Origin of the sequence: Kitasatospora sp. NPDC056446, assembly GCF_042796115.1 — a bacterium.
Classification (GTDB): domain Bacteria; phylum Actinomycetota; class Actinomycetes; order Streptomycetales; family Streptomycetaceae; genus Kitasatospora.
Genome location: NZ_JBHTRF010000032.1, coordinates 43,536 through 70,188 on the forward strand (window position 1 = coordinate 43,536; position 26,653 = coordinate 70,188).

Annotated in this window: 21 protein-coding genes and 1 tRNA gene; 4 read left to right on the top strand and 18 right to left on the bottom strand. The window is 73.5% G+C overall.

All coding sequences use genetic code 11. The features are described from left to right. Window positions 1-157: 157 nt before the first annotated feature. The 6 genes from thrB to ACFQ6N_RS21145 form a co-directional block, all read right to left on the bottom strand. A complete protein-coding gene (gene thrB, locus ACFQ6N_RS21120; protein WP_380650958.1) occupies window positions 158-1,096 on the bottom strand; it encodes a homoserine kinase in 939 nt (312 codons plus the stop codon). 364 nt (window positions 1,097-1,460) lie between these two features. Beyond that, complete coding sequence (gene thrC / locus ACFQ6N_RS21125; RefSeq protein ID WP_380650960.1) at window positions 1,461-2,561, bottom strand: threonine synthase; 1,101 nt, start codon at window positions 2,559-2,561, stop codon at window positions 1,461-1,463. A gap of 9 nt (window positions 2,562-2,570) precedes the next feature. Further along, window positions 2,571-3,863 (bottom strand): homoserine dehydrogenase, encoded by a 1,293-nt coding sequence (locus ACFQ6N_RS21130; RefSeq protein ID WP_380650963.1) that lies wholly within the window; start codon window positions 3,861-3,863, stop codon window positions 2,571-2,573. 138 nt (window positions 3,864-4,001) lie between these two features. Continuing rightward, complete coding sequence (gene lysA, locus ACFQ6N_RS21135; RefSeq protein ID WP_380650966.1) at window positions 4,002-5,393, bottom strand: diaminopimelate decarboxylase; 1,392 nt, start codon at window positions 5,391-5,393, stop codon at window positions 4,002-4,004. Between the two features lie 90 nt (window positions 5,394-5,483). Further along, a complete protein-coding gene (gene argS / locus ACFQ6N_RS21140; RefSeq protein ID WP_380650968.1) occupies window positions 5,484-7,145 on the bottom strand; it encodes an arginine--tRNA ligase in 1,662 nt (553 codons plus the stop codon). Window positions 7,146-7,241: 96 nt separating this feature from the next. After that, window positions 7,242-7,775, bottom strand: a complete 534-nt coding sequence (locus tag ACFQ6N_RS21145) for a PleD family two-component system response regulator (protein ID WP_380650971.1) — start codon at window positions 7,773-7,775, stop codon at window positions 7,242-7,244. 170 nt (window positions 7,776-7,945) lie between these two features. Here ACFQ6N_RS21145 and ACFQ6N_RS21150 point away from each other — a divergent pair. Continuing rightward, a tRNA-Arg gene (locus ACFQ6N_RS21150) sits at window positions 7,946-8,017 on the top strand. 145 nt (window positions 8,018-8,162) lie between these two features. Here the strand turns inward: ACFQ6N_RS21150 and ACFQ6N_RS21155 are convergent. From ACFQ6N_RS21155 to ACFQ6N_RS21170, 4 genes are all read right to left on the bottom strand, one after another. Beyond that, window positions 8,163-9,161, bottom strand: coding sequence for a trypsin-like serine peptidase (locus ACFQ6N_RS21155; protein WP_380650974.1), 999 nt, complete (start codon window positions 9,159-9,161; stop codon window positions 8,163-8,165). Window positions 9,162-9,313: 152 nt separating this feature from the next. Next, window positions 9,314-10,264, bottom strand: a complete 951-nt coding sequence (locus ACFQ6N_RS21160) for a carbohydrate kinase family protein (RefSeq protein WP_380650976.1) — start codon at window positions 10,262-10,264, stop codon at window positions 9,314-9,316. Between the two features lie 81 nt (window positions 10,265-10,345). Next, window positions 10,346-11,884 (bottom strand): MFS transporter, encoded by a 1,539-nt coding sequence (locus ACFQ6N_RS21165; protein ID WP_380651057.1) that lies wholly within the window; start codon window positions 11,882-11,884, stop codon window positions 10,346-10,348. 309 nt (window positions 11,885-12,193) lie between these two features. Beyond that, window positions 12,194-13,930 carry a DUF885 domain-containing protein gene (locus ACFQ6N_RS21170; protein WP_380650979.1) on the bottom strand — a complete coding sequence of 579 codons (1,737 nt, stop codon included), beginning with the start codon at window positions 13,928-13,930 and terminating at the stop codon, window positions 12,194-12,196. Window positions 13,931-14,073: 143 nt separating this feature from the next. Here ACFQ6N_RS21170 and ACFQ6N_RS21175 point away from each other — a divergent pair, with 143 nt between their 5' ends. Then, complete coding sequence (locus tag ACFQ6N_RS21175) at window positions 14,074-14,829, top strand: TetR/AcrR family transcriptional regulator (RefSeq protein ID WP_380650982.1); 756 nt, start codon at window positions 14,074-14,076, stop codon at window positions 14,827-14,829. Window positions 14,830-14,949: 120 nt separating this feature from the next. Here the strand turns inward: ACFQ6N_RS21175 and ACFQ6N_RS21180 are convergent, their stop codons facing one another. The 8 genes from ACFQ6N_RS21180 to ACFQ6N_RS21215 all read right to left on the bottom strand — a co-directional run bounded on the left by ACFQ6N_RS21180 (window position 14,950) and on the right by ACFQ6N_RS21215 (window position 23,018). Next, window positions 14,950-15,801, bottom strand: coding sequence for a fumarylacetoacetate hydrolase family protein (locus tag ACFQ6N_RS21180; RefSeq protein WP_380650985.1), 852 nt, complete (start codon window positions 15,799-15,801; stop codon window positions 14,950-14,952). 261 nt (window positions 15,802-16,062) lie between these two features. Further along, entirely contained in the window at window positions 16,063-17,277 is a 1,215-nt protein-coding gene (locus ACFQ6N_RS21185; protein ID WP_380650988.1) for a serine/threonine-protein kinase, read from the bottom strand. 138 nt (window positions 17,278-17,415) lie between these two features. Next, window positions 17,416-18,405: an ABC transporter substrate-binding protein gene (locus ACFQ6N_RS21190; protein ID WP_380650991.1), complete on the bottom strand. Its 990-nt coding sequence runs from the start codon at window positions 18,403-18,405 to the stop codon at window positions 17,416-17,418. A gap of 97 nt (window positions 18,406-18,502) precedes the next feature. After that, complete coding sequence (locus ACFQ6N_RS21195; RefSeq protein WP_380651061.1) at window positions 18,503-19,255, bottom strand: amino acid ABC transporter ATP-binding protein; 753 nt, start codon at window positions 19,253-19,255, stop codon at window positions 18,503-18,505. Between the two features lie 38 nt (window positions 19,256-19,293). Continuing rightward, on the bottom strand, window positions 19,294-20,307 hold the full coding sequence (locus tag ACFQ6N_RS21200; protein ID WP_380650994.1) for an amino acid ABC transporter permease: 1,014 nt from the start codon (window positions 20,305-20,307) through the stop codon (window positions 19,294-19,296). A gap of 38 nt (window positions 20,308-20,345) precedes the next feature. Then, on the bottom strand, window positions 20,346-21,290 hold the full coding sequence (locus ACFQ6N_RS21205) for an ABC transporter substrate-binding protein (RefSeq protein ID WP_380650997.1): 945 nt from the start codon (window positions 21,288-21,290) through the stop codon (window positions 20,346-20,348). 10 nt (window positions 21,291-21,300) lie between these two features. Then, window positions 21,301-21,864 (bottom strand): GNAT family N-acetyltransferase, encoded by a 564-nt coding sequence (locus ACFQ6N_RS21210; RefSeq protein ID WP_380651000.1) that lies wholly within the window; start codon window positions 21,862-21,864, stop codon window positions 21,301-21,303. Continuing rightward, window positions 21,861-23,018: an LLM class flavin-dependent oxidoreductase gene (locus tag ACFQ6N_RS21215; RefSeq protein ID WP_380651003.1), complete on the bottom strand. Its 1,158-nt coding sequence runs from the start codon at window positions 23,016-23,018 to the stop codon at window positions 21,861-21,863. Before ACFQ6N_RS21215 ends, ACFQ6N_RS21210 begins: the two co-directional genes overlap by 4 nt. 658 nt (window positions 23,019-23,676) lie before the next feature. Here ACFQ6N_RS21215 and ACFQ6N_RS21220 point away from each other — a divergent pair. Continuing rightward, window positions 23,677-24,630 carry an amino acid ABC transporter permease gene (locus ACFQ6N_RS21220; RefSeq protein WP_380651006.1) on the top strand — a complete coding sequence of 318 codons (954 nt, stop codon included), beginning with the start codon at window positions 23,677-23,679 and terminating at the stop codon, window positions 24,628-24,630. Then, on the top strand, window positions 24,627-26,552 hold the full coding sequence (locus ACFQ6N_RS21225) for an FAD/NAD(P)-binding protein (RefSeq protein WP_380651009.1): 1,926 nt from the start codon (window positions 24,627-24,629) through the stop codon (window positions 26,550-26,552). The genes ACFQ6N_RS21220 and ACFQ6N_RS21225 overlap by 4 nt, the downstream gene beginning before the upstream one ends. Window positions 26,553-26,653 lie beyond the last annotated feature (101 nt).

Genomic DNA, 26,653 nt, shown 5'->3' on the forward strand with positions numbered 1-26,653 from the left:
GCGGCGCACCGAGCCCCGGAGGGCACCTGGTGCAGCAATGAGGTTAACACTACCGACCCCCTCAGACATTCCCCAGCCTTGCGCTTGCCAATCGTGTCCGGCGGACCGGGCTCGGCACGGTGCCGTGCCGGGCCCGGACGGGCGTCTTCGGGGCTGGTCAGGCGTCCAGCGGGAGCACCACGGCCCCGGCGCGGTCGACGTCCAGCCGGTGCGCGGCGAACGCCGGGTCGCCGCCGTGGCCGTGGTGCCCGGCGAAGGAGAGCACCTTGTCGACGCCGGCCTCGTCGGTGAGCGCCAGCACGGTCGGGCCGGCGCCGGAGATGACCGCGGGGACGCCCTCCGCGCGCAGGGCGCCGACCAGCGCGGCGCTGTCCGGCATGGCGGAGGAGCGGTAGTCCTGGTGCAGGCGGTCCTCGGTGGCGGCGAAGAGCAGGTCGGGCCGCCGGGTCAGCGCCTCCACCAGCAGTGCGGAGCGGCCGGCGTTGACGGCGGCGTCGGCCAGCGGGACGGTCTTCGGCAGCAGGCCGCGGGCGGTCTCGGTGAGCACCTCGCCGGCCGGGACGAACACCACCGGGACGACCTGCTCGGACGGCTCCAGGGCGACCGCCTTGGCGGACTCCTCGTCGGTCCAGGCGATGGTGAAGTTGCCGCGCAGGCAGGCCGCGACGTTGTCCGGGTGGCCCTCCAGTTCGGAGGCGAGCGCCAGCAGCGCGTCGTCGTCCAGCGCGGACGGGCCGCCGATGGTGACCGCGCGGGCGGCCACGATGCCGGCGCAGATGGCGGCGGAGGAGGATCCGAGGCCCCGGCCGTGCGGTATCCGGTTGGCGCAGACCACTTCGAGGCCGCGCGGCTGGCCGCCGAGCAGGTCGAAGGCGGCGCGCATCGAGCGGACCAGCAGGTGGCGCTCGTCGCGCGGCAGCGTCCCGGCGCCCTCGCCGGCGATGTCGACGGAGAGGCCGGAGTCGGCGACCCGGACGACGACGTCGTCGTACAGACCCAGCGCGAGTCCGAAGGCGTCGAAGCCCGGGCCGAGGTTGGCACTGGTCGCGGGAACCCGGACCCGGACGGCGGCGGCACGGAACGCGGGACCGGCCATGCGGTGGACTCTCCTGGGGAATTCGGGCGGCGCGGAGCGCGTCGTCGGTGCGAGGGTGGGGGAAAGGACCGCGGCCCCGTCGGGGCGGGCGGTCACAGTCGTCGGCGCGGCCCGGACGGAGCCGGGCCCGGGGCATGTGCCACACGGCCGAAGCCAGAGTATCGAAGAGAGGTTCCCGAGCGGTACACCCCGTGGGCCTCCGGTCCGGTGTGTTGCCGGTTCTGGCCGGAATGCGCACCCCCCTCCGTCAAGGGGAGAGCCGGAACCGGATCGGAATACGACGCGGAATCGACACGGAAGTGTCAATGGAGAACTCCGACGGGCCGACCCCCGAAAGGGTCGGCCCGTCGGGGCACCGGGCCCGTTACCGGTCGAGCAGGCCGAGGCTGCGGGCCGCGGTCTCCGGGTCGACCGGGACGATCTGCGGCTGCGGCGCGCCGGCCACCGCCCAGTCCGGGTCCTTGAGGCCGTTGCCGGTCACGGTGCAGACGATCCGCTGGCCCGGGTCGACCAGGCCGGCCTCCGCCTTCGCCAGCAGACCGGCCACCGAGGCGGCCGAGGCGGGCTCCACGAAGACGCCCTCCTGCGAGGCCAACAGCCGGTAGGCGGACAGGATCTGACGATCCGTCACCTTGTCGATGAGGCCGCCGGACTCGTCCCGGGCGGCAAGCGCGAAGTCCCAGGAGGCCGGGTTGCCGATCCGGATCGCGGTCGCGATGGTCTGCGGCTTGAGCACCGGCGCGCCGTCCACGATCGGGGCCGAACCGGAGGCCTGGAAACCCCACATCCGCGGGTTGCGCGAGGAGAGGCCGTCCGCGGCATATTCGCGGTAGCCCTTCCAGTAGGCGGTGATGTTGCCCGCGTTGCCGACCGGCAGGACGTGGATGTCCGGGGCGTCGCCGAGCATGTCGACGATCTCGAAGGCCGCGGTCTTCTGGCCCTCGATCCGCACCGGGTTCACCGAGTTGACCAGGGCCACCGGGTACTTCTCGGACAGTTCACGCGCAAGGGTGAGGCAGTCGTCGAAGTTCCCGTCGACCTGGAGGATCCGGGCGCCGTGCACCAGCGCCTGGCCCATCTTGCCGAGGGCGATCTTGCCCTGCGGGACGAGCACCGCGGAGACCATCCCGGCCCGCACCGCGTACGCGGCGGCGGAGGCCGAGGTGTTGCCGGTGGACGCGCAGATGACCGCCTGCGCGCCCTCCTCCTTGGCCTTGGAGATGGCCATCGTCATCCCGCGGTCCTTGAAGGAACCGGTCGGGTTGGCGCCCTCGACCTTGAGGTAGACCTCGCAGCCGGTGCGCTCGGAGAGCACCTGGGCGGGGACCAGGGGCGTGCCGCCCTCCAGCAGGGTGACCACCGGGGTGGCCGCGGTGACCGGCAGGCGGTCCCGGTACTCCTCGATCAGGCCGCGCCACTGGTGGGTGTGCGCGCCTCGGACGACGTTCTCGGCAACGGCGTTCATGGCTGTTCCTTATTCCCCTTCGACCCGCATGATGCTGGCCACGTCCCGCACGCTGTCCAGCGCGCGGAGCTTGTCGACCGTCGCCGACAGCGCGGCGTCGGTGGCACGGTGGGTGACCACGACGAGCGAGGCGTCGCCGTCGCGGCCCTGCTGGCGCACGGTGTCGATGGAGACGCCGTGCTCGGCGAAGACGGACGCCACCTGGGCGAGCACACCCGCGCGGTCGTCCACGTCCAGGCTGACGTGGTAGCGGGTGACCACCTCGTCCATCGGCTTGGCGGGCAGCTGGGTGTACACGGAGTCACCGGGGCCGGTGGCACCGGCCAGCTTGTTGCGGCAGACCGCGACCAGGTCGCCGAGCACCGCGGAGGCGGTCGGCGAGCCGCCCGCGCCCGGGCCGTAGAACATCAGCCGGCCGGCCGCCTCGGCCTCGACGAACACCGCGTTGTACGCCTCGCGGACGGAGGCCAGCGGGTGCGAGAGCGGGATCATCGCCGGGTGGACCCGGGCGGTGACGGACTCGCCGTCGGCCGCCCGCTCGCAGATCGCGAGCAGCTTGACCACGCAGCCCATCTCCTTGGCGGAGGCGATGTCGGCCGCGGTGACCTCGGTGATGCCCTCGCGGTAGACGTCCGCCGCGGTGACCTCGGTGTGGAAGGCGATGCCGGCCAGGATCGCGGCCTTGGCGGCGGCGTCGAAGCCCTCGACGTCGGCCGTCGGGTCGGCCTCGGCGTAGCCCAGCGCGGTGGCCTCCTCCAGCGCCTCCGAGTAGCCGGCGCCGGTGGTGTCCATCTTGTCGAGGATGAAGTTGGTGGTGCCGTTCACGATGCCCAGCACCCGGTTGACCTTGTCGCCGGCGAGCGACTCGCGCAGCGGGCGCAGCAGCGGGATCGCCCCCGCCACCGCGGCCTCGTAGTACAGGTCCACGCCGGCCCGGGCGGCCGCGGCGTGCAGTTCGGTGCCGTCCTTGGCGAGCAGCGCCTTGTTGGCGCTGACCACCGAGGCACCCTGCTCGAAGGCCGAGAGGAGCAGGGATTTGGACGGCTCGATGCCACCCACGACCTCGACCACCACGTCGATGTCGCCCCGGTTGACCAGGGCCTCGGCGTCGGTGGTGATCAGGTGCTCGGGCACGCCCGGGCGCGCCCGCCCGGCGCGGCGGACCGCGATCCCGGCCAGCTCCACCGGGGCACCGATGCGGGCGGCGAGGTCGTCGGCCGTCGTCGTCATGATGCGCGCCACCTCGGAGCCCACCACACCACAACCCAGCAACGCCACCTTCAGCGGGCGCGTACGCATCATCCGACTCCGCTCTGCATTCATCGTGCTTCGGTATTTCCGGCGGATTTTCCGGGGCCGCCGGGAACTTCGGTCCGTACCAGTCTCCGGGACTTTCCGCACGGATCTACGGTCGTTCCATGATCTGAGACAAGGATTTCGTCATCCGATATCGAGACGCAGGAGATCCTCCTCCGTCTCGCGCCGGACGATCACCCGGGCCGCGCCGTCCTTGACGGCCACCACGGGGGGCTTCAGGGCGTGGTTGTAGTTGCTCGCCATCGAGCGGCAGTACGCGCCGGTGGCGGGCACCGCGATCAGGTCGCCCGGGGCGAGGTCGGCCGGCAGGAAGGCGTCCCGGACGACGATGTCGCCGGACTCGCAGTGCTTGCCGACCACCCTGACCAGCATCGGCTCGGCCTCGCTGGTCCGCGACACCAGGGCCACCGAGTACTCGGCGTCGTACAGCGCGGTGCGGATGTTGTCGGACATCCCGCCGTCCACGCTGACGTAGGTGCGCAGGCCCTCCAGCGGCTTGACGGTGCCGACCTCGTACAGCGTGAACGCCGTCGGGCCGACGATCGCCCGGCCCGGCTCCACGCTCAGCCGGGGGGCTTCCAGGTGCGCGGCGGCGCACTCGCGGCGGACGATGTCGGCCAGCGCGGCCGCGATCTCGGCCGGCTCGCGCGGGTCGTCCTCGCTGGTGTAGGCGATGCCCAGGCCGCCGCCGAGGTCGATCTCGGGCAGCTCGACGCCGTGCTCGTCGCGGACCTGCGCCAGCAGGCCGACCACCCGGCGGGCGGCCACCTCGAAGCCGGCCGTGTCGAAGATCTGCGAGCCGATGTGCGAGTGGATGCCGCGCAGCTCCAGGCTGTCGTGGCCGAGCACCCGGCGCACCGCCTCGGCGGCCGCTCCCCCTGTCAGCGACAGCCCGAACTTCTGGTCCTCGTGCGCCGTCGCGATGAACTCGTGGGTGTGCGCCTCGACGCCGACGGTGACCCGGATCAGCACCTGCTGGCGCACGCCCTGGCGGGCGGCGATCGCGGCCAGCCGCTCGATCTCCTCGTAGGAGTCGACCACGATGTGCCCGACACCGGTCTTCACCGCGTGTTCCAGCTCGTCCACCGACTTGTTGTTGCCGTGCAGCGCGATCCGCGCCGGCGGCATCCCGGCGGCCAGCGCCACCGCCAGCTCGCCGACGCTGCACACGTCGAGGTTGAGCCCCTCCTCGTGCAGCCAGCGCACGATCGCCTTGGAGAGGAACGCCTTGCCGGCGTAGTAGACGTCCGCCTCGGTGCCGAAGGCGTCCCGCCAGGCGCGCGCCCGGGTGCGGAAGTCCTCCTCGTCCAGCACGTACGCCGGGGTGCCGAACTCGGCGGCCAGCTGCTTGACGCCGATCCCGCCGACGGTGGCCACGCCCTCCGCGTCGCGGGTGACGGTGCGCGACCAGACCTTGGGGTCGAGCGCGTTCAGGTCGGCGGGCGGGGCCTGGTAGTGGCCCTCGGGCAGGACGTCGCCGTGACGGGGGCCTGCGGGGTGTGCGGAGCGACTCATGTCCGAAGTCCTTCGAGACCTATGGCGAGGGGCGGCGACGGTCCTCGTTGACCGTCAGCCGCCCCCTGCTGGTGCGCTTGGGGGTGGTACTTACATCCGCTCGGGCGCCGTCACGCCCAGGAGCGTGAGGCCGTTGGCGAGCACGGTGCGCGTGGCGTCGGCCAGCCAGAGCCGGGCGCGCGTGAGGTCCGTGACCTCCTCGTCGCCCCGGGGCAGGATGCGGCAGTTGTCGTAGAAGCGGTGGTACTTGCCCGCCAGCTCCTCCAGGTACACGGCGACCCGGTGCGGCTCGCGCAGCTCGCCGGCCGCGGCCAGCACGCGCGGGAACTCGCCGAGGTGGCCGAGCAGGTCGGACTCCCACTCGGAGGCCAGCAGCTCCGGTTTGAAGTCCTCGGCCGAGCCGCGGGTGATGCCCTGGTCGTCGGCGTTGCGCTGGACGGCGCACATCCGCGAGTGGGCGTACTGGACGTAGTAGACCCGGTTCTCGTTGGTCTGGCTGGTCAGGATGTCGATGTCCAGCGTGATCGTCGAGTCCGTGGAGGACCGCGCCAGGGTGTAGCGGGCCGCGTCGACGCCGATCCACTCGACGACGTCGTCGATCGTGATGATGTTGCCGGCCCGCTTGGACATGCGGACCTCTTCGCCGTCGCGAAGCATCTTCACGAACTGGCCGATCTTCACCTCGATGTTGTGGTCCATGTCGTCGCCCGCGCAGGCCGAGATGGCCTTGAGGCGGTTGACGTAGCCGTGGTGGTCGGCGCCCAGCATGTAGAGCGCGACCTCGGCGCCGCGGTCCCGCTTGGACAGGTAGTACGCGGCGTCGGCGGCGAAGTAGGTGGTGTCGCCGTCGGCCTTGACCAGGACGCGGTCCTTGTCGTCGCCGAAGTCGGTGGTGCGCAGGAAGACCGCGCCGTCGTTCTCGAAGACGTGGCCCTGCTCGCGCAGCCGGTCCATGGCCTGCCCGACGGCGCCGGAGTCGTGCAGCGACTTCTCCGAGAACCAGACGTCGAAGTGGGTGCCGAACTCCTCCATCGAGCGCTTGATCTCGGCGACCATGAGCTTGAGGCCCTCGGTGCGGAAGACCTCCAGCTGCTCGGCCTCGGGCAGGTCGAGCACGCCCGGGATCGCGTCGGTGAGCGCCTTGGCGATGTCGGCGATGTACTCGCCGACGTAGCCGCCCTCGGGCGCCTCGCCGCCGTTCGCGACGGCCTGCAGCGAGGCGGCGAACTTGGAGATCTGCACACCGGCGTCGTTGAGGTAGTACTCGGTGGTGACGTCGGCGCCGGAGGCCCGCAGCACCCGGGCCAGCGAGTCGCCGACGGCGGCCCAGCGGACGCCGCCGATGTGGATCGGGCCGGTCGGGTTGGCGGAGACGAACTCCAGGTTGATCTTGAGGCCCTTGAGCGCCTCGTTGCGGCCGTAGGCCTCGCCCGCCTCGACGACGGTGCGCGCCAGCGCGCCGGCGGTGGCGGCGTCCAGGGTGATGTTCAGGAAGCCCGGACCGGCGATGTCGACCTTGGCGACGCCGGTGATCCCTCGCAGGCGCCCGGCCAGGACCTCGGCAATGGCTCGCGGCGGCTTGCCGGCCGCCTTGGCGAGCTGGAGGGCCACGTTGACCGCGTAGTCGCCGTGGTCCCTGTTCTTGGGCCGCTCGACCGTCACGTGCTCGGGCACGGCGACGGTCAGCTCGCCCGCCTCGACGGCGGCGCTCACTGCGGCCTGGACTGCCTGGGAAAGGTCTGCGGGGGTCACGACGCCAAGCGTAGGCGAGACGGGGTGCCCGCCCGCCACCCGGTTTACCGGTTGAGACGTCCGCGGGCGGCCACGCGCCGTCCGCCCCGGGGGGTCTCAGCCGTGATCGCTCCGCTCTGTTCGCTCAGGGCGAAACGCCCGGGGCCGCCCCTCGGGCCGCCCGCCGAGCCCCGCACCGGGCTCCGGGCCGGCCTGCGCGCGTTCGACCCCGCGTTCCACCCCGCGTTCCACACCGCGTTCCGCACCCGGTTCCGCGCCGGGCCGGATCAGGCGCCGGACCAGGGCCACCAGGTCGGCCGGGTCGAAGGGCTTGCCGAGGTAGCCGTCCACACCGACCGCGTCCCCCAGGTCCAGGTCCGCCGGGGTGCAGGCGCTCACGATCGCGATCGGCAGCCGGCTGGTGTCCGGCGTCGCCCGCAGCCGGGCCGCCGTCCGCAGACCGTCCAGCCGCGGCATCATCACGTCCAGCGTCACCAGGTCGGGCTTCACCCGGCGGACGACCTCCAGGCACTCGGCGCCGTCGGCGGCGGTCACCACCTCGAAGCCCTCGAGCTCCAGGTTGACCCTGATCAGCTGGCGGATCACCTCGCTGTCGTCCACCACGAGGACCCGCCCGGACACTCCCGACACCTCACCGAGGTTATCCGCGGGCCCACCGCCCCGTCCGGCCTTTGGGCACTTCCGCTCCGCCGCCCCGCCTCCGCCGCCCCGACGATCTTCCGGGAAACCCGTGCACGGACCACGGCCCGGGCCTGGTAGTGTTCTCACATCGGAAGCGCGAGCGACCGACCGGCCAATAGGCCCCCGTAGCTCAGGGGATAGAGCACCGCCCTCCGGAGGCGGGTGCGTAGGTTCGAATCCTACCGGGGGCACTTCGCAGGAAGTGCAAGTGAGGTCCAGATCAGTGGAGTTGATCCACGGTCTGGGCCTTCTTCGTTTTCCGGGCACGGTTCGCGGGCCGGGCCGGGCCCTGCCGTGACGGCCCGCCCGGCCGTGGCGCGGGCGGGCCCCGGACGGTCAGGAGGCGGACGCCTCGGCCTGGTTGTAGAGGGTCGCGATGGTGTGGTCGAAGTAGGCGCTGTAGGAGACGTCGTCGGTGTCGCCGCCCTGCTGGTAGCCGCCGATGGCGCCGACCACGTCGCCGGTGGCGGCGTTGATCCAGGGGCCCCCGCTGGTGCCGGACGGGTAGGACGGGCACTGGATGACCCGCTGGTAGGAGCTCTGCTGGTCGGTGGCGTTGGTGCAGAGGTTGGGCGTCTCGGCGTCGGCCGGGTACCCGTAGAGGCGGACGGTGGCGCCGAAGGGCTCGTCGGCGCCCAGCCGGTTGCCGCCGACCACGTCCTCGACCTTGCGGCCGTTGCTGGGGGCGGTCTCCAGGATCGCGAAGTCCTCGTCCGCGTCGCCCTTCTGGGACCAGCCCGCGGTGGTGTGGATCGCGGTGACCTGCCAGGTGCCGTACGGGGCGGAGCCGTCCCGGTAGCCGGGCGCGAAGGTCACGCCGTCGGTGCTGTTGAGGCAGTGCGCGGCGGTCAGCAGCAGGTTGCCGGTGGCGCTGTGCAGCACGCTGGCGGTGCAGAAGTGGTTGCCGGCCGCCACCGCGCCGCTGAACAGCGCGCCGACGGTGGCGCTTTCGCCCGCGTTGGGGGCGGCGGCGGTGGTGCCGAGGGCGGCGCTGTGGGTCCCGGGGGCGGGCGCCGCCGTCACCGGGGCCGCCGCCGGGGCCGCCGGGGTGTCCTCGGGGGCGGGCGCGGGCGGGTCGGACGGGGCCGGGGTGTCGGTCGGCACGGGGGCCGACGTGGGGGCCGCGATCGGGGCGGGCGCCGCCGCGTCGCCGCTCGGGGCGGGCACGACGGCGGCGCGGGTGCTGCGGGCCGCCTTCCCGGCGGCCGTCGCGTCGGACAGGTCCAGCCCGTGCGTGCCGGTCACCACCGCGGCCACCACGAGGGCGGACAGCGCGGTGAGCAGCGTCGGAGCCAGCAGGCTGCGGCGGGACCTCTGGCGGCGGTGCTGACCCATGCCTGTCTCTCCTACCGGGGTCGGTGGCGGCGTTCGGTCAACGACTATGACGCCTCAGCCTGGAAAGGTCGTTACCGGATGCTTGGAGCTCGATGAGAAATCCGTCACGCCCGGGCCCGGCCCACCGCCTGTCCGGCCCACCGCCCGCCCGGTCAGCCGCCGTTCGGCACCGCGTCGAGCCCGGCGGCGCCGATGAAGGCGGTGTGCGTCCCGGCGGCGGTGCAGGCGAAGGCCCCGGCCGCCGAGCCGGCCCGGGCGCAGTCCAGCGGCGGGCGGCCGCGGAACCAGGCGTAGAGGAAGCCGGAGACGAAGGCGTCCCCCGCGCCGTTGGTGTCCAGCACCGGGCGGCCCGGGTCGACGGCCGGCAGGTGGCGCGGCGCGGTGTCCTCGCGGGTGAGCACGAAGCAGCCCTCGGCGCCCGCGGTGGCGGTGACCACCCGCGCCCGGCCCTCGGCGAGGATCGCGCGCATCACCTGCTCGTGCCGGCCGCGGCAGCCGGCCACCGAGAGGAAGACCAGGTCGGAGCCGAGCGCGTAGTCGCGGTGGTGCGGGTCGGCGCCGTCCCAGTCGTGCAGGTCGGTGGAGGTGCCGCGGCCGAGCCGGTGCAGGTCGGCGTACATGTCCCGGTTGACGCCGGTGATGGACAGGTGGACGTGCCGGCTGCGCTCGGCGTACGGCAGGGTGAAGTCGCGGGGCAGTCGCAGGTCGGCGGGGTGGCGGCCGTCGAAGAAGGAGAACCGCCGGCCGGCCGCGTCCACCAGGTTGACCCCGCGCGGGGTGCCGTACGGGCTCACCAGGTGGGCGAAGTGCAGGCCGTGGCGGGCGAGGGCGGCCCGGACCTGAGCGCCCTGCGGGTCGTCGCCCAGGAAGTCGAGGAAGGCGGTGCGCAGGCCGAGGTGGTGGGCGCCGAGGGCGACCCCGGTGCCGGTGTGGCCGACGTAGTCGTGCACCGGGCCGACGAACTGCGAGTCGCCGGAGGGGATCTCCAGCCGGTCGACCCGGACGACGGTGTCCACTCCGGAGCCGCCGACGACGAGCAGGTCGAACTCCGGCGACGCGGCGGTGGCCGGCACGGCGTCGGACGGTGTGGTCTCGGGCAGCACGGCGGCGCCTCCTTGATCCCTGGACGGTGGCCAGGAGTCAAGCAGGCGCCGGAGGTTGACTGCAAGACCTTGCTGAAACTTTCAATCGGCCGGTGGCCGCTCCGCCCCCGCTTCCGTCCGCACCGCGTCACCCGCCCGGACGTTGGCCTTCACGTCGGCCATGGCCGCAGCCCGGGGGCTCGGCCGCCCGTCCACGGCCCGGACGCCGGCGACCGCCGCCGCCTCCTCCGGACCGCCCTCGACGGCGGTGGCCCCGCCCGTCTCCGGCCGGTGGTCGATCATCACGAAGGCGACCAGCGCGGCCAGCAGCAGGATGCCCATCGCCACCCAGGTCGCCACCACGTAGCCGTGCACCGCGCCCTGGGCCCGGACCGCCGGGTCGGAGGCGATCCGGGTCGCCAGGAAGGTCGCGGTGGCACTGGCCGCGATGGTGTTCAGCAGCGCCGTGCCGAACGAACCGCCCACCTGCTGGGCCGAGTTGATGGTGGCCGAGGCCGCACCGGCCTCGTTCGGGGCGACCCCGAGGGTGGCCAGGCTCATCGCCGGCATGAAGACCAGGCCCATGCCGAAGCCGAGCAGCAGCTCGGCGGGCAGCACCATGCCCGCCCACGGGCTGTCCACCTTCATCTGGGTCAGCCAGGCCATGCCGGCCCCGGCGAGCAGCAGCCCCGGTGCGATCAGGTTCCGGGACGGCACCCTGGTCATCAGCCGGGCCGCGATGCCCGTCGAACTGATCACGATGGCGGCCGTCATGGGCAGGAAGGAGAGCCCGGACACGATCGGCGAGAAGTGCTTGATCGCCTGGAGGTAGTACGTCAGGAACAGGAACAGGCCGAACATGCCGACCATGGCCAGGCCGACCGAGAGCGCGCCGCCGCCGCGGTTGCGGTCCGCGACGATGTGCACCGGCAGCAGCGGGTGCGCGCTGCGCCGCTCCACCAGCACGAACACCGCGAGCAGCGCCACGCCCAGGAGCAGCGAGCCGAGCACCAGGCCGTCGACCCAGCCCCGGGTCACGGCCTCCGAGGTGCCGAACACGATGGCCAGCAGGCCGCCGCAGCCGAGCAGCGCCCCCGGCAGGTCCAGCCGGACCCGGTTCCCCTTGGCCACGTGGTCGCGCTGCAGCACGGAGAAGGCCGCGAAGGCGGTGGCGACGGCGATCGGGGCGTTGACGAACAGGCACCAGCGCCAGTTCAGGTACTCGGTGAGCAGACCGCCCGCGATGAAGCCGATCGCGGCGCCGCCACCGGCGATCGCGCCGAAGATGCCGAAGGCCGTACTGCGTTCCTTCGGGTCGGAGAAGGTGGTGGAGAGCAGCCCCAGCGCGGAGGGCGCGAGCAGGGCGCCGAACGCGCCCTGGAGGGCACGGGCGCCGAAGAGCATGGTCGGGTCGACCGCCGCGCCGCCGAGGGCGGAGGCGAGGGCGAAGCCCAACAGGCCGATGGTGAAGACGCGCTTGCGGCCGAAGAGGTCGCCCAGTCGTCCGCCGAGCAGCAGCAGGCCGCCGAAGGCGAGCGTGTAGGCGGTGATCACCCACTGCCGGTCGGCGTCGGAGATGCCCAGGTCCCGCTGGGCGGACGGCAGCGCGATGTTCACGATGGTGATGTCGAGGACGATCATGAGCTGGGCGATGGCGATGACGGCCAGCGCCCACCAGCGGCGGGTGTCCGCGCCCTCATGACCGGTTGCGGGTTGCGCAGACACGGGTCAAGCCTCCCGGGGTGGTACGGAGAGGTCACGCAGTCGCCTTCCAGCCAATACCCGGGCCCGAGGGAAAGGCAAGGAAAAACCTCACCAAATCGGGCTTACGGGACAAAAGGACCAGGGCCCTGGGACTCCGGGAGGAGCCCCGGGGCCCTGGTCCGTGCGACGTCCGTGCCGCTCCGTGCCGCTCCGTGCCGCTCCGTGCCGCTCCGGCTACACCTACGGCTACAGCGCCGAGAGCTCCGCCACCAGGTCGTCCAGCCCCAGCGAGCCCTGCGAGAGCGCCGCCATGTGCCAGGCCTTGAGGTCGAACTCCTCGCCGCGCGCCTCGTGCGCCGCCCGCGCCGCCGCCCGGCCGCGCAGCCAGGCGCGCTCGCCGAGCTTGTAGCCGATCGCCTGGCCGGGCATGCCCAGGTAGCGGACCAGCTCGCTGTCCAGGAAGTCGACGGTCTGGCCGCAGTACAGCCCGAAGAACTCGCGGGCGTTCTCCGGGTCCACCGGCTCGCCCGGCTTGTACGGGGAGTCCGCCGGGAAGTCCAGGCCCGCGTGCATGCCGATGTCGACGATGACCCGCAGCGCCCGCATCATCTGGGCGTTGAGGTAGCCGAGGCGCTGGCCCGGGTCGGTGAGGTAGCCGAGCTCGTCCATCAGGCGTTCGGCGTACAGCGCCCAGCCCTCCAGGTTGGCACTGACCCCGCCGAGGCTCACCTGGTAGGTGGAGAGCCGGTCGGCGACGTAGTTCCACTGCGCGAGCTGGAGGTGGTGGCCCGGAACGCCCTCGTGGTACCAGATCGAGACCAGGTCCCAGAGCGGGAAGCGCTCCCGGCCGAGCAGCGGCAGCCAGGTCCGGCCGGGACGGGTGAAGTCCAGCGACGGCGGGGTGTAGTACGGCGCGGCGGCGCTGCCGGCCGGGGCGATCCTGGACTCGACCAGGGTGATCGGCTCGGCCAGGTCGAAGTGGGTGCCCTGGAGGTCCCGGACCGCCTGGTCCATCAGGCCCTGGAGGTACTCCCGGATGCCCTCGGCGCCTTCGACGGACGGGCCGTCGGTGCCCAGCCAGGCCATCGCCGCCATCGGGTCGGCGCCGGGGAGGACCTTGTCGGCCTCGGTGCGCATCTGGGCCAGCAGGTCGTGGAACTCGGTCCAGGCCCAGGTGTACGCCTCGTCCAGGTCCAGATCGGCGCCGGACCAGTAACGGACCCACCGGCGGTAGCGCTCGCGGCCCACCGCGTCCGGGGTGCCGGCGGCGGCCGGGCCGTAGACGTCGCGCAGCCAGTCGCGCAGCGCGGCCAGCGCCTCGGTGGCGGCCACCGCGTGCCCGAGCAGTGCGGGGCGCACGGCCTCCGGGGCGTCCTGGACGAACTGCCCGAACCAGCCGGCCCGGTGCCCGTCGCCCGTCGCGTCCTCGGCCGGGGCGCCGCCCTCCAGCCACTCGGCGATCTGGCCGACCACCGTGGTCACCTGACGCGGGCCGGACAGCAGGCCGCGCTCGATGCCCTCGGCCAGGGTCTGCCGGTACTGCTCCAACGCCACCGGGACCTTCTCCAGCCGACGGCCGACCACCTGCCACTCGGCCTCGGTGCCGGTGGCCATCAGCGTGAAGGACTCCCGCAGGTCGTGCACCGGGGAGCCCAGGTTGCGCACCGCGCGGAAGTGCTCCCCCGCGTCGTGGACGGCGAGTTCGGCGGTCAGCCGCTCGCGCAGCAGCCGGGCGCAGCGGCGCTCGGACTCGTCCTCGGCGGCGCCGGCCCGTTCGGCCTCGTCGAGCTGTGCCAGGGTGCGGCGGGCAAGGTCGGCGATCGCCCGGGCCCCGGCCGGGGAGAGGTCGGGCAGCCGGTCGTCCTCGGGGTTGAGGCCGAGGTAGACCGCGGTCAGCGGGTCGAGCTCGGCCAGGGCGCGGACGTAACCGTCCGCGATACGGCGCGGGGTGCTGCCGTCGGCGGTGATCAGTTCTTCAACCATTCCGACATCATTTCGTGGCACGGCCCGATTGCAACCCCCTTCCGCCTGCGGCGTCCACCGGTCCGCTCGCCCGGGGGCGGCCCGCGGAAATCCGTCCGGCGCGACAGGATCCGATCCGTCCGACGCCCATTACGCTGACCGCCATGGAAGCCCGCCCCGCCCCGGCGTCCGACCAGGTGCCCGCCCCGGACCTGCCCGGCCTGCGCCCCCGCCGCACCGGCTACCGGCGGCTGCCGGTCCAACAGCGGCGCGAGCAGCTGATCGCGGTCGCCCTGGAGCTGTTCGCCTCCCGGCCGCCCGAGGAGGTCAGCCTGGACGACGTCGCCGAGGCCGCCGGGGCGTCCCGCCCGCTGGTCTACCGCTACTTCGCGGGCGGCAAGCAGCAGTTGTACGAGGCCGCGCTGCGCACGGCGGCCGAGGAGCTGTCCGGCCGCTTCGCCGTCCGGCTGTCCGGGACGCCGTCCGAGCAGCTGGCGGCCGTGCTGGACGGCTACTTCGCCTTCGTGGCCGAGCACGACGCGGGCTACTCGGCGCTGCTGCGCGGCGGTTCGGTGGTGGAGACGGCCCGCACCTCGGCGATCGTCGACGACGTCCGGCGGGCCGCGCTGCGGCTGACCCTGCGCCACCTGGGCGTGCGGGAGGCCGGGCCGCTGCTGACGCTGCTGGTGCGCTCGTGGATCTCGGTGGTCGAGGGCGCGTCGCTGAGCTGGCTGGACGAGGGGCGCGCGCTGCCGGTGACCGAGCTGCGCGACTGGCTGGTGGACCAGTTCACGGCGATGGCGGCGGCGACGGCGCTGCGCGATCCGCAGACGGCGGACGTGCTGGCGGGGCTGCTCGCACTGGAGGGCCCGGACGCGTCCCGCGCGGCGCGGCTGCGGGAGGTACTGGACGTGCGCTGAGGCCCCCGACCCCCGTGCCCGGGGTCGGGGCCGGCCCGTGCGCCTCGCCTCGCCTCGCCTCGCGTCGCCTTGGCGGTGCGTGACGCTGCCGTGCGCGACGCGGTGCCGGTGCCGGTGCCGCTACGCCTTGCCGAGTACCTGGCGCTGCCGGCCGAGACCGTCGATCTCGATCTCGACGACATCGCCCGGGGCGAGGAACGGCGTGCCGGGGCGGCCCAGGGTGACCCCGGCCGGGGTGCCGGTGATGATCACGTCACCGGGCTCCAGCACCATGAACTGACTCGCGTAGCGGACCAGTTCGAGCACCGGGAAGACCATCTCCCGGGTGCTGCCGTGCTGGCGCCGCTCGCCGTTGACCCAGAGCCGCAGCGACAGCGCCTGCGGGTCCGGCACCTCGTCGGCGGTGACCAGCCAGGGCCCGAGCGGGGTGAAGGTCTCCGCCGACTTGCCCTTGTCCCACTGGCCGCCGCGCTCGAACTGGAAGGCCCGCTCGGTCACGTCGTTGGCGATCGTGTAGCCGGCGATCACCCCGGCCGCCTCGGCGTGCGAGTCCAGGTAGCGGGCGGTGCGGCCGATCACGACGGCCAGCTCGGCCTCGTAGTCGGTCTTCTCGCCGCCGCGCGGCACCAGCACCTCGTCGTACGGGCCGACCACGGTGGAGCTCGGCTTGAGGAAGATCACCGGCTCGGCCGGGATCGCGGCCCCGGCCTCGGCCGCGTGGTCGCGGTAGTTGAGCCCGATGCCGACCACCTTCCCCGGCCGGGCCACGGGCGCGCCCACGCGCTGCCCGTCCAGGTCCGCCACCGGCAGGACGCCGGCGGCCACGTCCCGGGCCAGCGCGGCCGGGTCCAGCCCGGCCAGGAAGGCCCCGTCGAGGTCACGGGCCCGCCCGGAGAGGTCGTACGCGGTGCCGTCCTCACCCAGGACGACCGGGCGTTCGGCGCCCGGGGGTCCGACGCGCAGGAGCTTCATCGATCCGTCACCAGCCTTTCGTCGCAGCTCACCGGGGCGGCAAGGACACCGCTCCCGACTCTGGCAACGAGGTATACCAACGCATCGGGCGGCGGGACCAGACCGTCCCGATGGGCGAAATCCTCCCGGTTCCGGGCCCGGACCGGGGTCCGGCTCGGCGGCGCGCACGGTTGACAGCCGGGGAGGAACACGGCCGACGGCCCGCGGGCACCGCCGGGAAGGAGGTGCCCCCGGAGATGCCCGCAGGCCGCCGGGAGCGCCTCAGCCGCCCTGCGCGCCGCCGAGCAGCGCCCCCAGGCTCAGCGTCCGCGGCCGGCCCGGGCCGTGCCGGGCGACCTCCCGCTGCCAGTGCGCGAGGTCGCGCCGCGCGTCGGCCCGGGCCTGCGCGGCGGCGCCGGGCGCCTGCGTCAGCTCGTCCAGCAGGGCGACGGCGGCACCCGGGCTGCCGTCCCGGGCCAGCCAGAGGGCCAGGTCGTGGCAGGTGCGCAGGGTGCGCGGGTCGGCGGGGCCGCAGATCCGGGCGAAGTCGGGGACCAGGCCGGTGAGGATCTCCACCGCCTGGGCCGGCTCGCCGGCCGCGCCGTGCTGCCAGGCCCGGTCGGCCCGCCGGCGCAGCTGCTCCGGGCTGGGGTCGTCCGGGCGCAGCATCCCCGGCCGGACCGCGCGCAGCAGCTCCACCACCTCGGCGGCGCCGGCGGGCCGGTCCTCGGGCCGTTTGGCGAGCAGCCGGGCGACCAGGTCGGCCAGGGCCGGGTCCTTGCTGCGCACCCGGGGCGGGACCTCCTCCAGGTGCTTGTACATGTACTCGGCGGCCGAGCTCGCGCGGAACGGCCGTGCGCCGGTGCAGAGTTCGTACAGCATGACGCCGAGCGCGTAGAGGTCGGCCCGGCCGTCCACCACGCCGCCGGACCAGCACTCGGGCGCGAGGTACGGGACGGTGCCGACGACGTTCCCGGTGGAGGTGAGCCGGACGGTCTGGGTGACCAGTCGGGCGATGCCGAAGTCCAGGACCTTGGCCCGCTCCCCCTCCGCCGCCTCGGTGACCATCACGTTCTCGGGCTTGATGTCCCGGTGGACGATGCCCGAGCGGTGCGCGGCGTCCAGCGCCTTGCCGACGTGCCGGATCCAGCGCAGGCCCCTCGCGTGGTCGGGCTGCCCGTCCTTGAGGACCTCGGACAGCGCCCGGCCGCGGACCAGCTCCATCACCAGGTACGGGATCCTCCCGGAGCCGGCCGCGGTCCACCCGTAGTCGTACACGGTCACGATGTGCGGGTTGTTGAGGCCGCCCGCCGTCCTCGCCTCGCGGACGAACCGGCTGACCGCCTCCCGGTCGGTGGCGTGCTCGGCGAGCAGCACCTTGACCGCGACCGCCCGGTCGATGGTCGTGTCGGTCGCCCGCCAGACCACCCCGAAGCCGCCCCTGCCCAGCCGCTCCTCCAGCCGGAAGCGACCGCCGAGCACCTCGCCGTTCTCCATGCCCTCCCCCAACTCGCCCGCTTCCGCCCGGCGTTCGCCCGGCGGAGGGGTCACCATAGCGGCGGCCGGGGACGAACGGGTGAACGGCCCCGGGCCGGGGCGGCGGGCCGGGCCCCCGCTCCCGGATCCCGCCGGGCGCTACGGCTTGGGCTTGGGCAGGCCGGCCGGGTTGACCTCGGAGCTCTGCACGGCCTCGTTGTCCAGGCCCCAGCGCTTGAGCACCTGGCCGTACGAACCGTTCCTGATCACCTCTTCGATCGCCGCGTTGAGCGCCTTGACCAGGCCGTTGTCCTTCTTCGTGGTCGCCGCGATCTTGCCGATGACGTCGGCCCCGCCGCCCGAGTAGGTGCCGACGACCTCGGTCTCGCCGGTCTGCACGGCGTGGAAGGCCAGGCTGGGGTTGGGCCCGGTGTAGACCTCGATCCGGCCGGAGGAGAGCGCCAGGTAGTAGTCGGTGCCCTGGAAGTACTTGATGTCGATCGGCTTGAGGCCGTTGCGGACGTCCTCCTCGCTCCAGGAGACCAGCAGCTTCTCCTGGTTGGTGCCGGTGGCGACGCCCACCGACTTGCCCGCGAGGTCCTTGGGGCCGGTGACCTTGAGGCCGCTGCCCTTCTTGGCCTCGAAGCCCAGGACGTCCAGCCGGTAGGTGGCGAAGTCGTACTTCTCCTTGCGCGCCTCGGTGACCGTGATGTTGGACAGGCCCACGTCGTACTTGCCGCTGTCCAGGCCGACGAAGATGTTCTCCCAGGAGACCGGGTTGAACTCGACCTTGAGGCCGAGCACGCTGCCGACCAGGGTGGCGATGTCCGGCTCGACGCCGATGATGGTCTTGTCGTCGTTGGCGTAGAAGTCCAGCGGCGGGGTGCTGCCGATCGAGTCGACGACGGTCAGCGTCCCCTTCTTTCTGATCTCCTCCGGAACCAGCGCGGCGATCGCGTCGACTTTCGGCGAGGTGACCCGGTCCTGGTTCGGCGACAGGTTCACCACCGTGCCGTTCGGCGCGGTGCTGCCCTTGGCCGGGGCGAGCTCCGCCGAGGCGCCCGTGGCACCGCTGCCGCAGCCCGCCAGGACGAGGGCGGCGACGAACGCGGCGGCCGGGGTCACGAGGGCGCGACGGGGTAGGGACATGGCGGGTCTCCTGCTCGGTGAAGGGGAAGCGGGGTACGGGAAGCGGCGTGCGGGAAGGGGCGGTCGGCCCGGTTCAGCGGCTCAGCGGCTCAGCGGCTCAAAGGACCTTGGCGAGGAAGGCCCGGGTACGTTCGTGCCGCGGCCGGTCCAGGACCTCGGACGGCGGGCCCTGCTCGACCACCACGCCGTCGTCCATGAACACCACGGTGTCGGCGACCTCACGGGCGAAGCCGATCTCGTGGGTGACCACGATCATCGTGGTGCCGCTGCGGGCCAGGTCCTTGATGACGTCCAGCACCTCGCCGACCAGCTCCGGGTCGAGCGCCGAGGTCGGCTCGTCGAACAGCAGCACCTTCGGCTCCAGCGCCAGCGCCCGGGCGATCGCCACCCGCTGCTGCTGCCCGCCGGACAGCTGCCGGGGGTAGGCGGCGGCCTTGTCCGCCAGCCCGACCCGCTCCAGCAGCGCCAGGGCCGCCGCCCTCGCCTCGGCCCGGGGCCGGCGCAGCGCGGCGACCGGCGCCTCGACCAGGTTCTCCAGCACGGTGAGGTGCGGGAACAGGTTGAAGTTCTGGAACACGAAGCCGATGCCGGTGCGCTGGCGCAGCACCTCGCGCTCCTTGAGCTCGTACAGCCGGCTGCCGGAGCGCCGGTAGCCGATCAGCTCGCCGTCGATCGCGACATGGCCGCGGTCCAGCTTCTCCAGGTGGTTGATCGCGCGCAGCAGGGTGGACTTGCCGGAGCCGGACGGGCCGAGCACGACGGTCACCGAGCCGGCCGGGACGTCCAGGTCGACGCCGCGCAGCACCTCCAGCCGTCCGAAGCTCTTGTGCAGGCCGCGGACCTGCACCATCGGGGCCGCGGTGGCCGGCTCGGTCTTGGTCAGGGCGGTCACGGCTGTCCTCCGGAGGTGCGGGCGGCGGGCTGGGAGCGGGCCCGGAGGCCCTCGACGAAGGTCCGGAGGCGCTGCAGCGGGGTGGGCGGCGGGGTGCGCTGCGCGCCCCGGGCGAAGAAGCGTTCGACGTAGTACTGGCCGATCGACAGCACGGTGGTCAGCACGACGTACCAGACGGTGGCGACCATCAGCAGCGGCACCACCCGGCCGGTCCGGCCGTAGATGACCTGGGTCTGGTAGAAGAGCTCGCCGATGGCCATCACGTAGACCACCGAGGTGCCCTTGAGCAGCGAGATCAGCTCGTTCGCGGCGGCGGGCAGGATGCCCCGCATGGCCTGCGGCAGCACGATCCGCCAGGCCTGCCGCAGGCGCGGGATGCCGAGTGCGGCGGCGGCCTCCCGCTGGCCGGCGTCCACCGCGATGATGCCGCCGCGGATGATCTCGGCGGCGAACGCGCCCTGGTGCATCCCGAGGCCGAGCACGGCGGCCCCGAGCGCGCTGAGCACGCCGACCGTCTCGAACTCGCCGAAGGTCGGCCCGAAGGGGATGCCGAACCCGAACCGCTTGTAGAGGTACGAGAGGTTGAACCAGAACACCAGCTGGACGATCAGCGGGATCGAGCGGAACACCCAGACGTACGCCCAGGCGATGGACCGCAGGATCGTGCTGCGGGACAGCCGCATCGCGGCCACCCCGGCGCCCAGCAGGAAGCCCAGCAGCGTTCCGTAGGCGGTGAGTTCGAGGGTGCGGCCGATCGCCTGGAGGATCGTGTCGGCGGTGAAGTAGAGCCGGAAGGTGGCCCAGTCCCAGCCGGGGTTGGTGGCCAGGCCGTGGGCGAACTGGGCGACGACGACCAGGGCGGCGATCCCGGCCCCCCACCGCCAGGGGTGCCGGGCGGGGACGGTCCGCAGGCCGTCCAGGTCGTCCAGGTCGACGGCGTCCCCGGCTCTCGGCCGGGCCGGGGCCGCGGGGGCCTCCGGGACTGCGGGGCTCTCGGTGGTGGCGGTCATCGGAGGTCTCCTCGGGGCCTGTCTTCGGACGCCGGTGCTCACGTGTGCTCCGGCGGGCTGATCTGCGACTCCTTGATCGCCGAGTCGGCGACCCCCCACTTGCGCAGGATCCGCTCGTACGTCCCGTCCTTGATCAGCTGGTTGACCGCCGCCTGGAAGGCCGGGGTGAGCTTCGAGCCCTTCTTGAAGGCGAAGCCGACGTCGAGGCGGTGGAACTCGCCGAGGAAGCGGATCCCGGAGGCCTCCTGCGCGGCCTGGTGGCGCAGGCCGTTGATGGTGGACATCTGGATGTCCACCCGCCCCTGCTGGAGGCTGGTCAGCAGCGCGCCGTTGTCGCTGAACGCCTTGACCTCGTACGGCTTCTTCCCCGCGTCGACGCAGACGTTCTTGCGGTTGTTGAGGGTGCTCTCGAAGGTGGTGCCGGCGCCGGTGCCGATGGTCAGCCCGCAGAGCTGGACGAGGTCGGTGACCGGCTGGATCGCCGTGTTGTCCTTCTTCACCGCGAAGCCCTGGCCGTCGTCGATGTAGGTGACGAAGTCGATGGTCTTCAGCCGGGCCGCGGTGACCCCGAAGTTGCCGGTGCCGACGTCGAACTTGCCGCTGTCCAGGGCGGGGAGGATGGTCTCGAAGGCGGCCTCCTGCCGGTCCACGGTCAGGCCCAGCACCTTGGCCACCGCGTCGGTGAAGTCCACGTCGATCCCGGCGGGCTTCTTGCTCACCTGGTCGACGTAGAACGCGGTGGGCGCCGCGCCGAAGGACGAGCCGAACGTCACCTTGCCGGCCTTGCGGACGTCCTCGGGCAGCAGCGCGACCGCGGCCGGGGAGGCGGCGACGCCGGAGACGACGTCCTCGGCGGCGGTGGCGCTGCCGCCCGCCCCCGCCGCGCCCGCGATCTTCGGGTCCGAGCCGCAGGCGGCCAGTGCCAGCACCGGCAGCAGGGCGGTGGCGGCGAGCAGGCGGCGGCGGACGGTGGTGCTTCTCACGGGGTGCCTTTCAGGGGGTGTGGGCGAACTGCTCGGCGGCGGGCCGCCCGGTGGTGGGCTGCCCGTCGGCGGGCTGCCCGGTGACGAGCTGCCCGGTGACGAGCTGCTTCTCGAACGGCAGCGGGCCGATGGTCAGCGGGTCGGCCGTCACGTCGAACAGCGGGGTGTAGCCGGACGCCAGGTAGAGGCCCCTGGCCTCGGGCTGGCGCGGGCCGGTGGTGAGGTGGAACCGGCGGTAGCCCGCCGCGACGGCGGTCCGCTCCAGCTCGGCCAGGACCTTGCGGGCCAGGCCCCGGCGGCGGTGCGCGGAGTGCGTCCACATCCGCTTCACCTCGGCGGTGTGCTCGCCGTAGCGCTTGTACGCGCCGCCGGCCACCGGCTCGCCGTCCTCCAGCAGCAGCAGGAGCACGCCGTGCGGCTCGGCGAAGGCCTCGGCCGGGTAGCGGGTCATCTCCCGGTGCGCCTCGGGGCCGTACCGGGTGACGTACTCGTGGGTGAGTTCGCGCAGCAGCGGCTCGGCCAGCGGGTCGTCGACGGTGACCCGGCGGAACCCGGTCACCGGTGCCGTGCTCACGCCTGCACCGCGATCAGCTGGTGGCGGTCGCGCTCGGCCCGGGCCTCCCGTTCGGCCGCGGCCTTGGCGGCGTCGCGCTTGGCGACCTCCTCGCGGACGATCGGGATGACGTACCGGCCGAAGTCGATCGCGTCGTCCAGCAGGTCGTAGCCGCGCGCGGAGAGGATGTCCACGCCGAGGTCGTAGTAGTCCAGCAGTGCCTGGGCGACCGTCTCCGGGGTGCCGACCAGCGCGTTGGAGTTGCCCGCCCCGCCGGTGGCCGCGGCGGTCGGGGTCCACAGCGCGCGGTCGTAGCGGTCGCCGGCCTCGGCTATCTCGATCAGCCGCCGCGAACCGGTGTTCTCGGGCGTCACCGCCCCGGCCTCCCCGTCCGCCGGCCGGTCGGCCTCCCGGCGGGCCCGGATCGCGGCGACCGTGCGGTGCGCCTTCTCCCAGGCCAGTTCCTCGGTCGGCGCGATGATCGGCCGGAACGCCACCTGGATCCGCGGCCGGTCGCTCCGCCCGGCCGCCCGCGCCGCCTCCCGCACCCGTTCGATCTGCTCGGCGGTGCGGGCCAGCGGCTCGCCCCAGAGGCAGTAGATGTCCGCCTCGGCGCCGCCGGCCGCGTAGGCCGCGTCCGAGGAGCCGCCGAAGGAGACCGCCGGGCGCGGCTGCTGGACCGGGAAGACGTCCGAGACGAAGTCCGCGAAGCGGTAGTACGTGCCCTCGTGGTCGAAGCGCTCCTGGCTGGTCCAGGCCTTCTTCACGATGCCGATGTACTCGCGGGTCCGCTCGTAGCGCTGGTCCTTGGTGAGGAAGTCGCCCTCGCGCTGCTGCTCGTGGTCGTTGCCGCCGGTGATGAAGTGCACGGTCAGCCGGCCGTCGCTGATCCGGTCCAGGGTCGCGAAGGTCTTGGCGGCGAAGGTCGGGTAGGAGACGTTCGGCCGGTGCGCCAGCAGGATCTGCAGCCGGTCGAGGTGCGAGGCGAGGAAGGCCGCCGCGGCCGCCGGCTCCGGGGCGCCGGCCCCGTACGCGAAGAGCACCCGGTCCCAGCCGTGGTCCTCGTGCGCCCGGGCCAGCCGCAGGGTGTAGTCGCGGTCGAAGGCGGCGGTGGTGCGCGGGGTGGTCTCCGAGCCATCGCCGGTGGCGGCGATGCCGAGGAATTCGACGGGCATGGCGGAACCTTTCGGGTGAGCGGTCCGGTGGGCTGCGGGTGGGCAGGCCGGAGGAGGCCGCGGCGGAGCGGCCGTCGAACACGTGACGGTGGCGCGGGCGGGGCGAAGGGCGGGAGGGCAGGGCGAAGGGCCGGGCGGAGCGGGAGGACTGCCGGAGCGCAGTGCTGGTTCGTCGGCGCAGGCGAGTGCCTGACGTGCCGTCGGACGACGACGGCGGCTCCCGGCCCGGGACGGGGCAAACCGAGGGAGGCTCCCCGAAGGGATCAGGGCCGAGGAGGATCAGGGCCGGACGGGCGGCCGCTGTCGGGTCAGCCGCGACACGCCGCGGACCACACTCGACCGAAGTCGATGTGGTCGCGGGTGACCAGGGGCTGCTCGGCGTACATGGCCTCAAGTTGAGCAGTCGCCCGGTCCCGCGTCAACCGTCCATCATTGCCGCACTGTTGCGATCTCCTGTCACTTCTCCGACGGCCGTCGGATGACCGCTTCCGCCCCTCGGGCCACCCTTGACAGCCCTCGAACGGGCATGCGTACGATCACGGTGGAGTGCAGTGCAACCGTGCCGGACGCGTTGAGGGACGCGGGCCGGCGCCCAGGCCGTCCGTACGTGACCGACCCCGTACCCGCCCCGCCCGCACTCCCGCCAGGAGCCTCCGCCATGGCCACCCCGCAGGACGTCCTGCCCGCCCCCTCCCCGCTCGACCACCCCGCACCGCCGGCCGACCCCGAGCCCCGGATCGTCGCCCGCCGCAAGCCCGGCCAGTGGGCCGCCGCCGCCGTCGCCCTGCTGCTGGCCGCGATGGCGGTCACCTCGGTGATCCGCAACAAGGCCTTCCAGTGGAGCGTGGTCGCGGACTGGTTCACCGCCCGGTCCGTCCTGAACGGCCTCGCCCTCACCCTCTGGCTGACCGCCGCCACCCTGGCCCTCGGCTTCCTCTTCGGCACCGTCCTCGCCACCATGCGGCTGTCCTCCAACCCGGTGCTGCGGACGATCAGTTGGGGCTACATCTGGATCTTCCGCTCCACCCCGCCGCTGGTGCAGCTGCTGTTCTTCTTCAACATCGGCGCGCTCTACCCGACGCTCGGCCTCGGCATCCCGTTCGGCCCCGAGTTCGTCACGGTCAAGACGGTCAACCTGATCGGCCCCACCCTGACCGCCGTCATCGGCCTCACCCTGCTGGAGACCGCCTACGCCGCCGAGGTGATCCGCGGCGGCATCCTCTCCGTGGACCGCGGCCAGCTGGAGGCGGCGGCCGCGCTCGGCCTCGGCCGCGGCCGGGTGCTGCGCCGGATCATCGTGCCGCAGGCGATGCGCGCGATCGTGCCGACCGCCGGGAACATGCTGATCGGCGCGCTCAAGGGCACCAGCATCGTCAGCGTGCTCGCGGTCTCCGACCTGCTGTACTCGGTGCAGCTGGTCTACCTCCAGTCGTACCGGGTCATCCCGATGCTGATGGTCGCCACCATCTGGTACCTGGTGGTCACCACCGTGCTGTCCGTCGGCCAGTACTACGTGGAGCGGCACTTCGCCAAGGGCGCCACCCGGGACGGCCTGCCGCCCACCCCGCTGCAACGGGCCCGCGCGGCCGTCCGATCGGTGGTGCGGGCATGACGACGCTGGTCATCGTCGGCGCCGGCCCGCGCGGCACCGTCCTGCTGGAGCGGATCGCCGCCAACGCCGCCGAACTCCTGCCCGCCGAAAGCCCGTTGGAGATCCACCTGGTCGACCCGTACCCGCCCGGCGCGGGCCGGATCTGGCGCCGGGAGCAGTCCCCGCTGCTGCGGATGAACTCGATGGCCGAGGACGTCACCATGTTCACCGACGAGCTCTCCACCCTCGAAGGGCCGGTCCGCCCCGGCCCCTCGCTCGCCGAATGGGCGGGCCGGCAGGAGGAGTTCGCGCCCTACCGGGAGGTCGCCGACCCTGAGGTCCGGGCCGAACTGCGCGCCCTCGCCCCCGACGACTTCCCCACCCGGCGGGCCCAGAGCGCCTACCTGGACTGGGCGTTCCGGCGCGCCGTCGCCGACCTGCCGCCGCACATCGCCGTCACCGTCCACCGGGACACCGTCCGGCGCGTCGACGGCCCGGCCGACGGCCCGCAGACCGTCCACCTCGGCGACCGGACGCTCACCGCCGACCACGTCGTCCTCACCCTCGGCCACCTCGACTCGGCCCCGCACCCGCGCCACGCCGCCGACGCCGAGTTCGCCGCCCGGCACGGCCGCTTCCACCTCCCGCCCGCCTACTCCGCGGACGTGGCAGCCGAGTTGGCGGGCATCGCCCCCGGCGAGCAGGTGGTGCTGCGCGGCCTCGGCCTGGCCTCCGTCGACCTGGTCTCGCTGCTCACCGAGGGCCGCGGCGGCTCCTTCGAACCCACCGGGGAGGGCGACGCGCTGCGCTACCGGCCGTCCGGCCGCGAACCGGTGCTCCACCTCGGCTCCCGGCGCGGTGTCCCGTACCACTCCAAGACCGGCTACCGCCTCCAGGGGCCGCCCGCCCCGCTCCCCCGGTACTTCGACGGGGCCGCCGTGGACGCCGTGCTCGCCACCGAGGGGCCGCTGCGACTGCGGCGCGACTTCTGGCCGTTGATGGCCAAGGAGATCGCCTTCGGGCACTACCACGAGCTGTTCCACGCCCACCCCGGACGCACCGCCCTGCCCTGGCCGGAGTTCCTGGACCGGTACGACCGGCACGGCTGGTACACCCCCGAACTCGCCGCCCTGGTCGCCGAGGCCGTCCCCGATCCGGCCGACCGGATCGACTTCGAACAGCTCGACCACCCGCTGGCCGGCCTCGCGCTCGACTCCGCCGAGGACCTCCAGGCGCACCTGCGCGGCTACGTCACCGCCGACACCGACCGCCGCGCCGACCCCGCCCACAGCGCCGACCTCGGCGCCTTCCTCGCCCTGCTCTCGCTGTTCCGCCAGCTCCCCCGGGTACTGGCGAGCGGCCGGCTCACCGCCCGCTCGACCGCCGAGGAGGTGGACGAGTGGTTCTTCGGCTACTTCAGCTTCCTCGCCTCCGGCCCGCCCGGGTTCCGGCTGCGCCAGCTGCTCGCGCTCTCCGAGGCGGGCGTGGTCCGCTTCCTCGGCGCGGGCGTCCGGGTCGACCGGGACGAGGCCACCGGCACCTGGCGCGCCTCCGGCACCACCGTGCCCGGCCACACCGTCCACGCGACGGCGCTCGTCGAGGCGTACCTGCCCAAGCACGCCCTGGCCCGCACCCTCGACCCGGTGCTGCGCGAACTGCACCGCGCCGGGCGGATCCTGGAGGAGGTGGTGACCGACCCGGACTACACCCACCGCTCCGGCCTGGTCACCATCGCCCCCGCCGACGGCCGACTGCTCGACCCGGCCCTCGACGGCGCCCCGCACCCGCGCCGCACCGCGCTCGGCCCGCACACCAGCCTGCGCGCCGCCGCCGCCTTCGCCCGCCCCCGCACCGACTCCCCGGGGTTCCGGCAGACCGACGCGGCCGCCCGCGCGCTGCTGCGGGCCCTGGCCGCGCTCCCGGCGGAGGCGCTGGCGGCGTGAGCCCGGCCGCGGGCGGCGGCGTGAGCCCGGCCACGGCGGCGGCGTCCACCGGCCCTCCCCCCGCCTGCGGCCAGGTGGAAGGATGGAGACCGAGCCCCGCG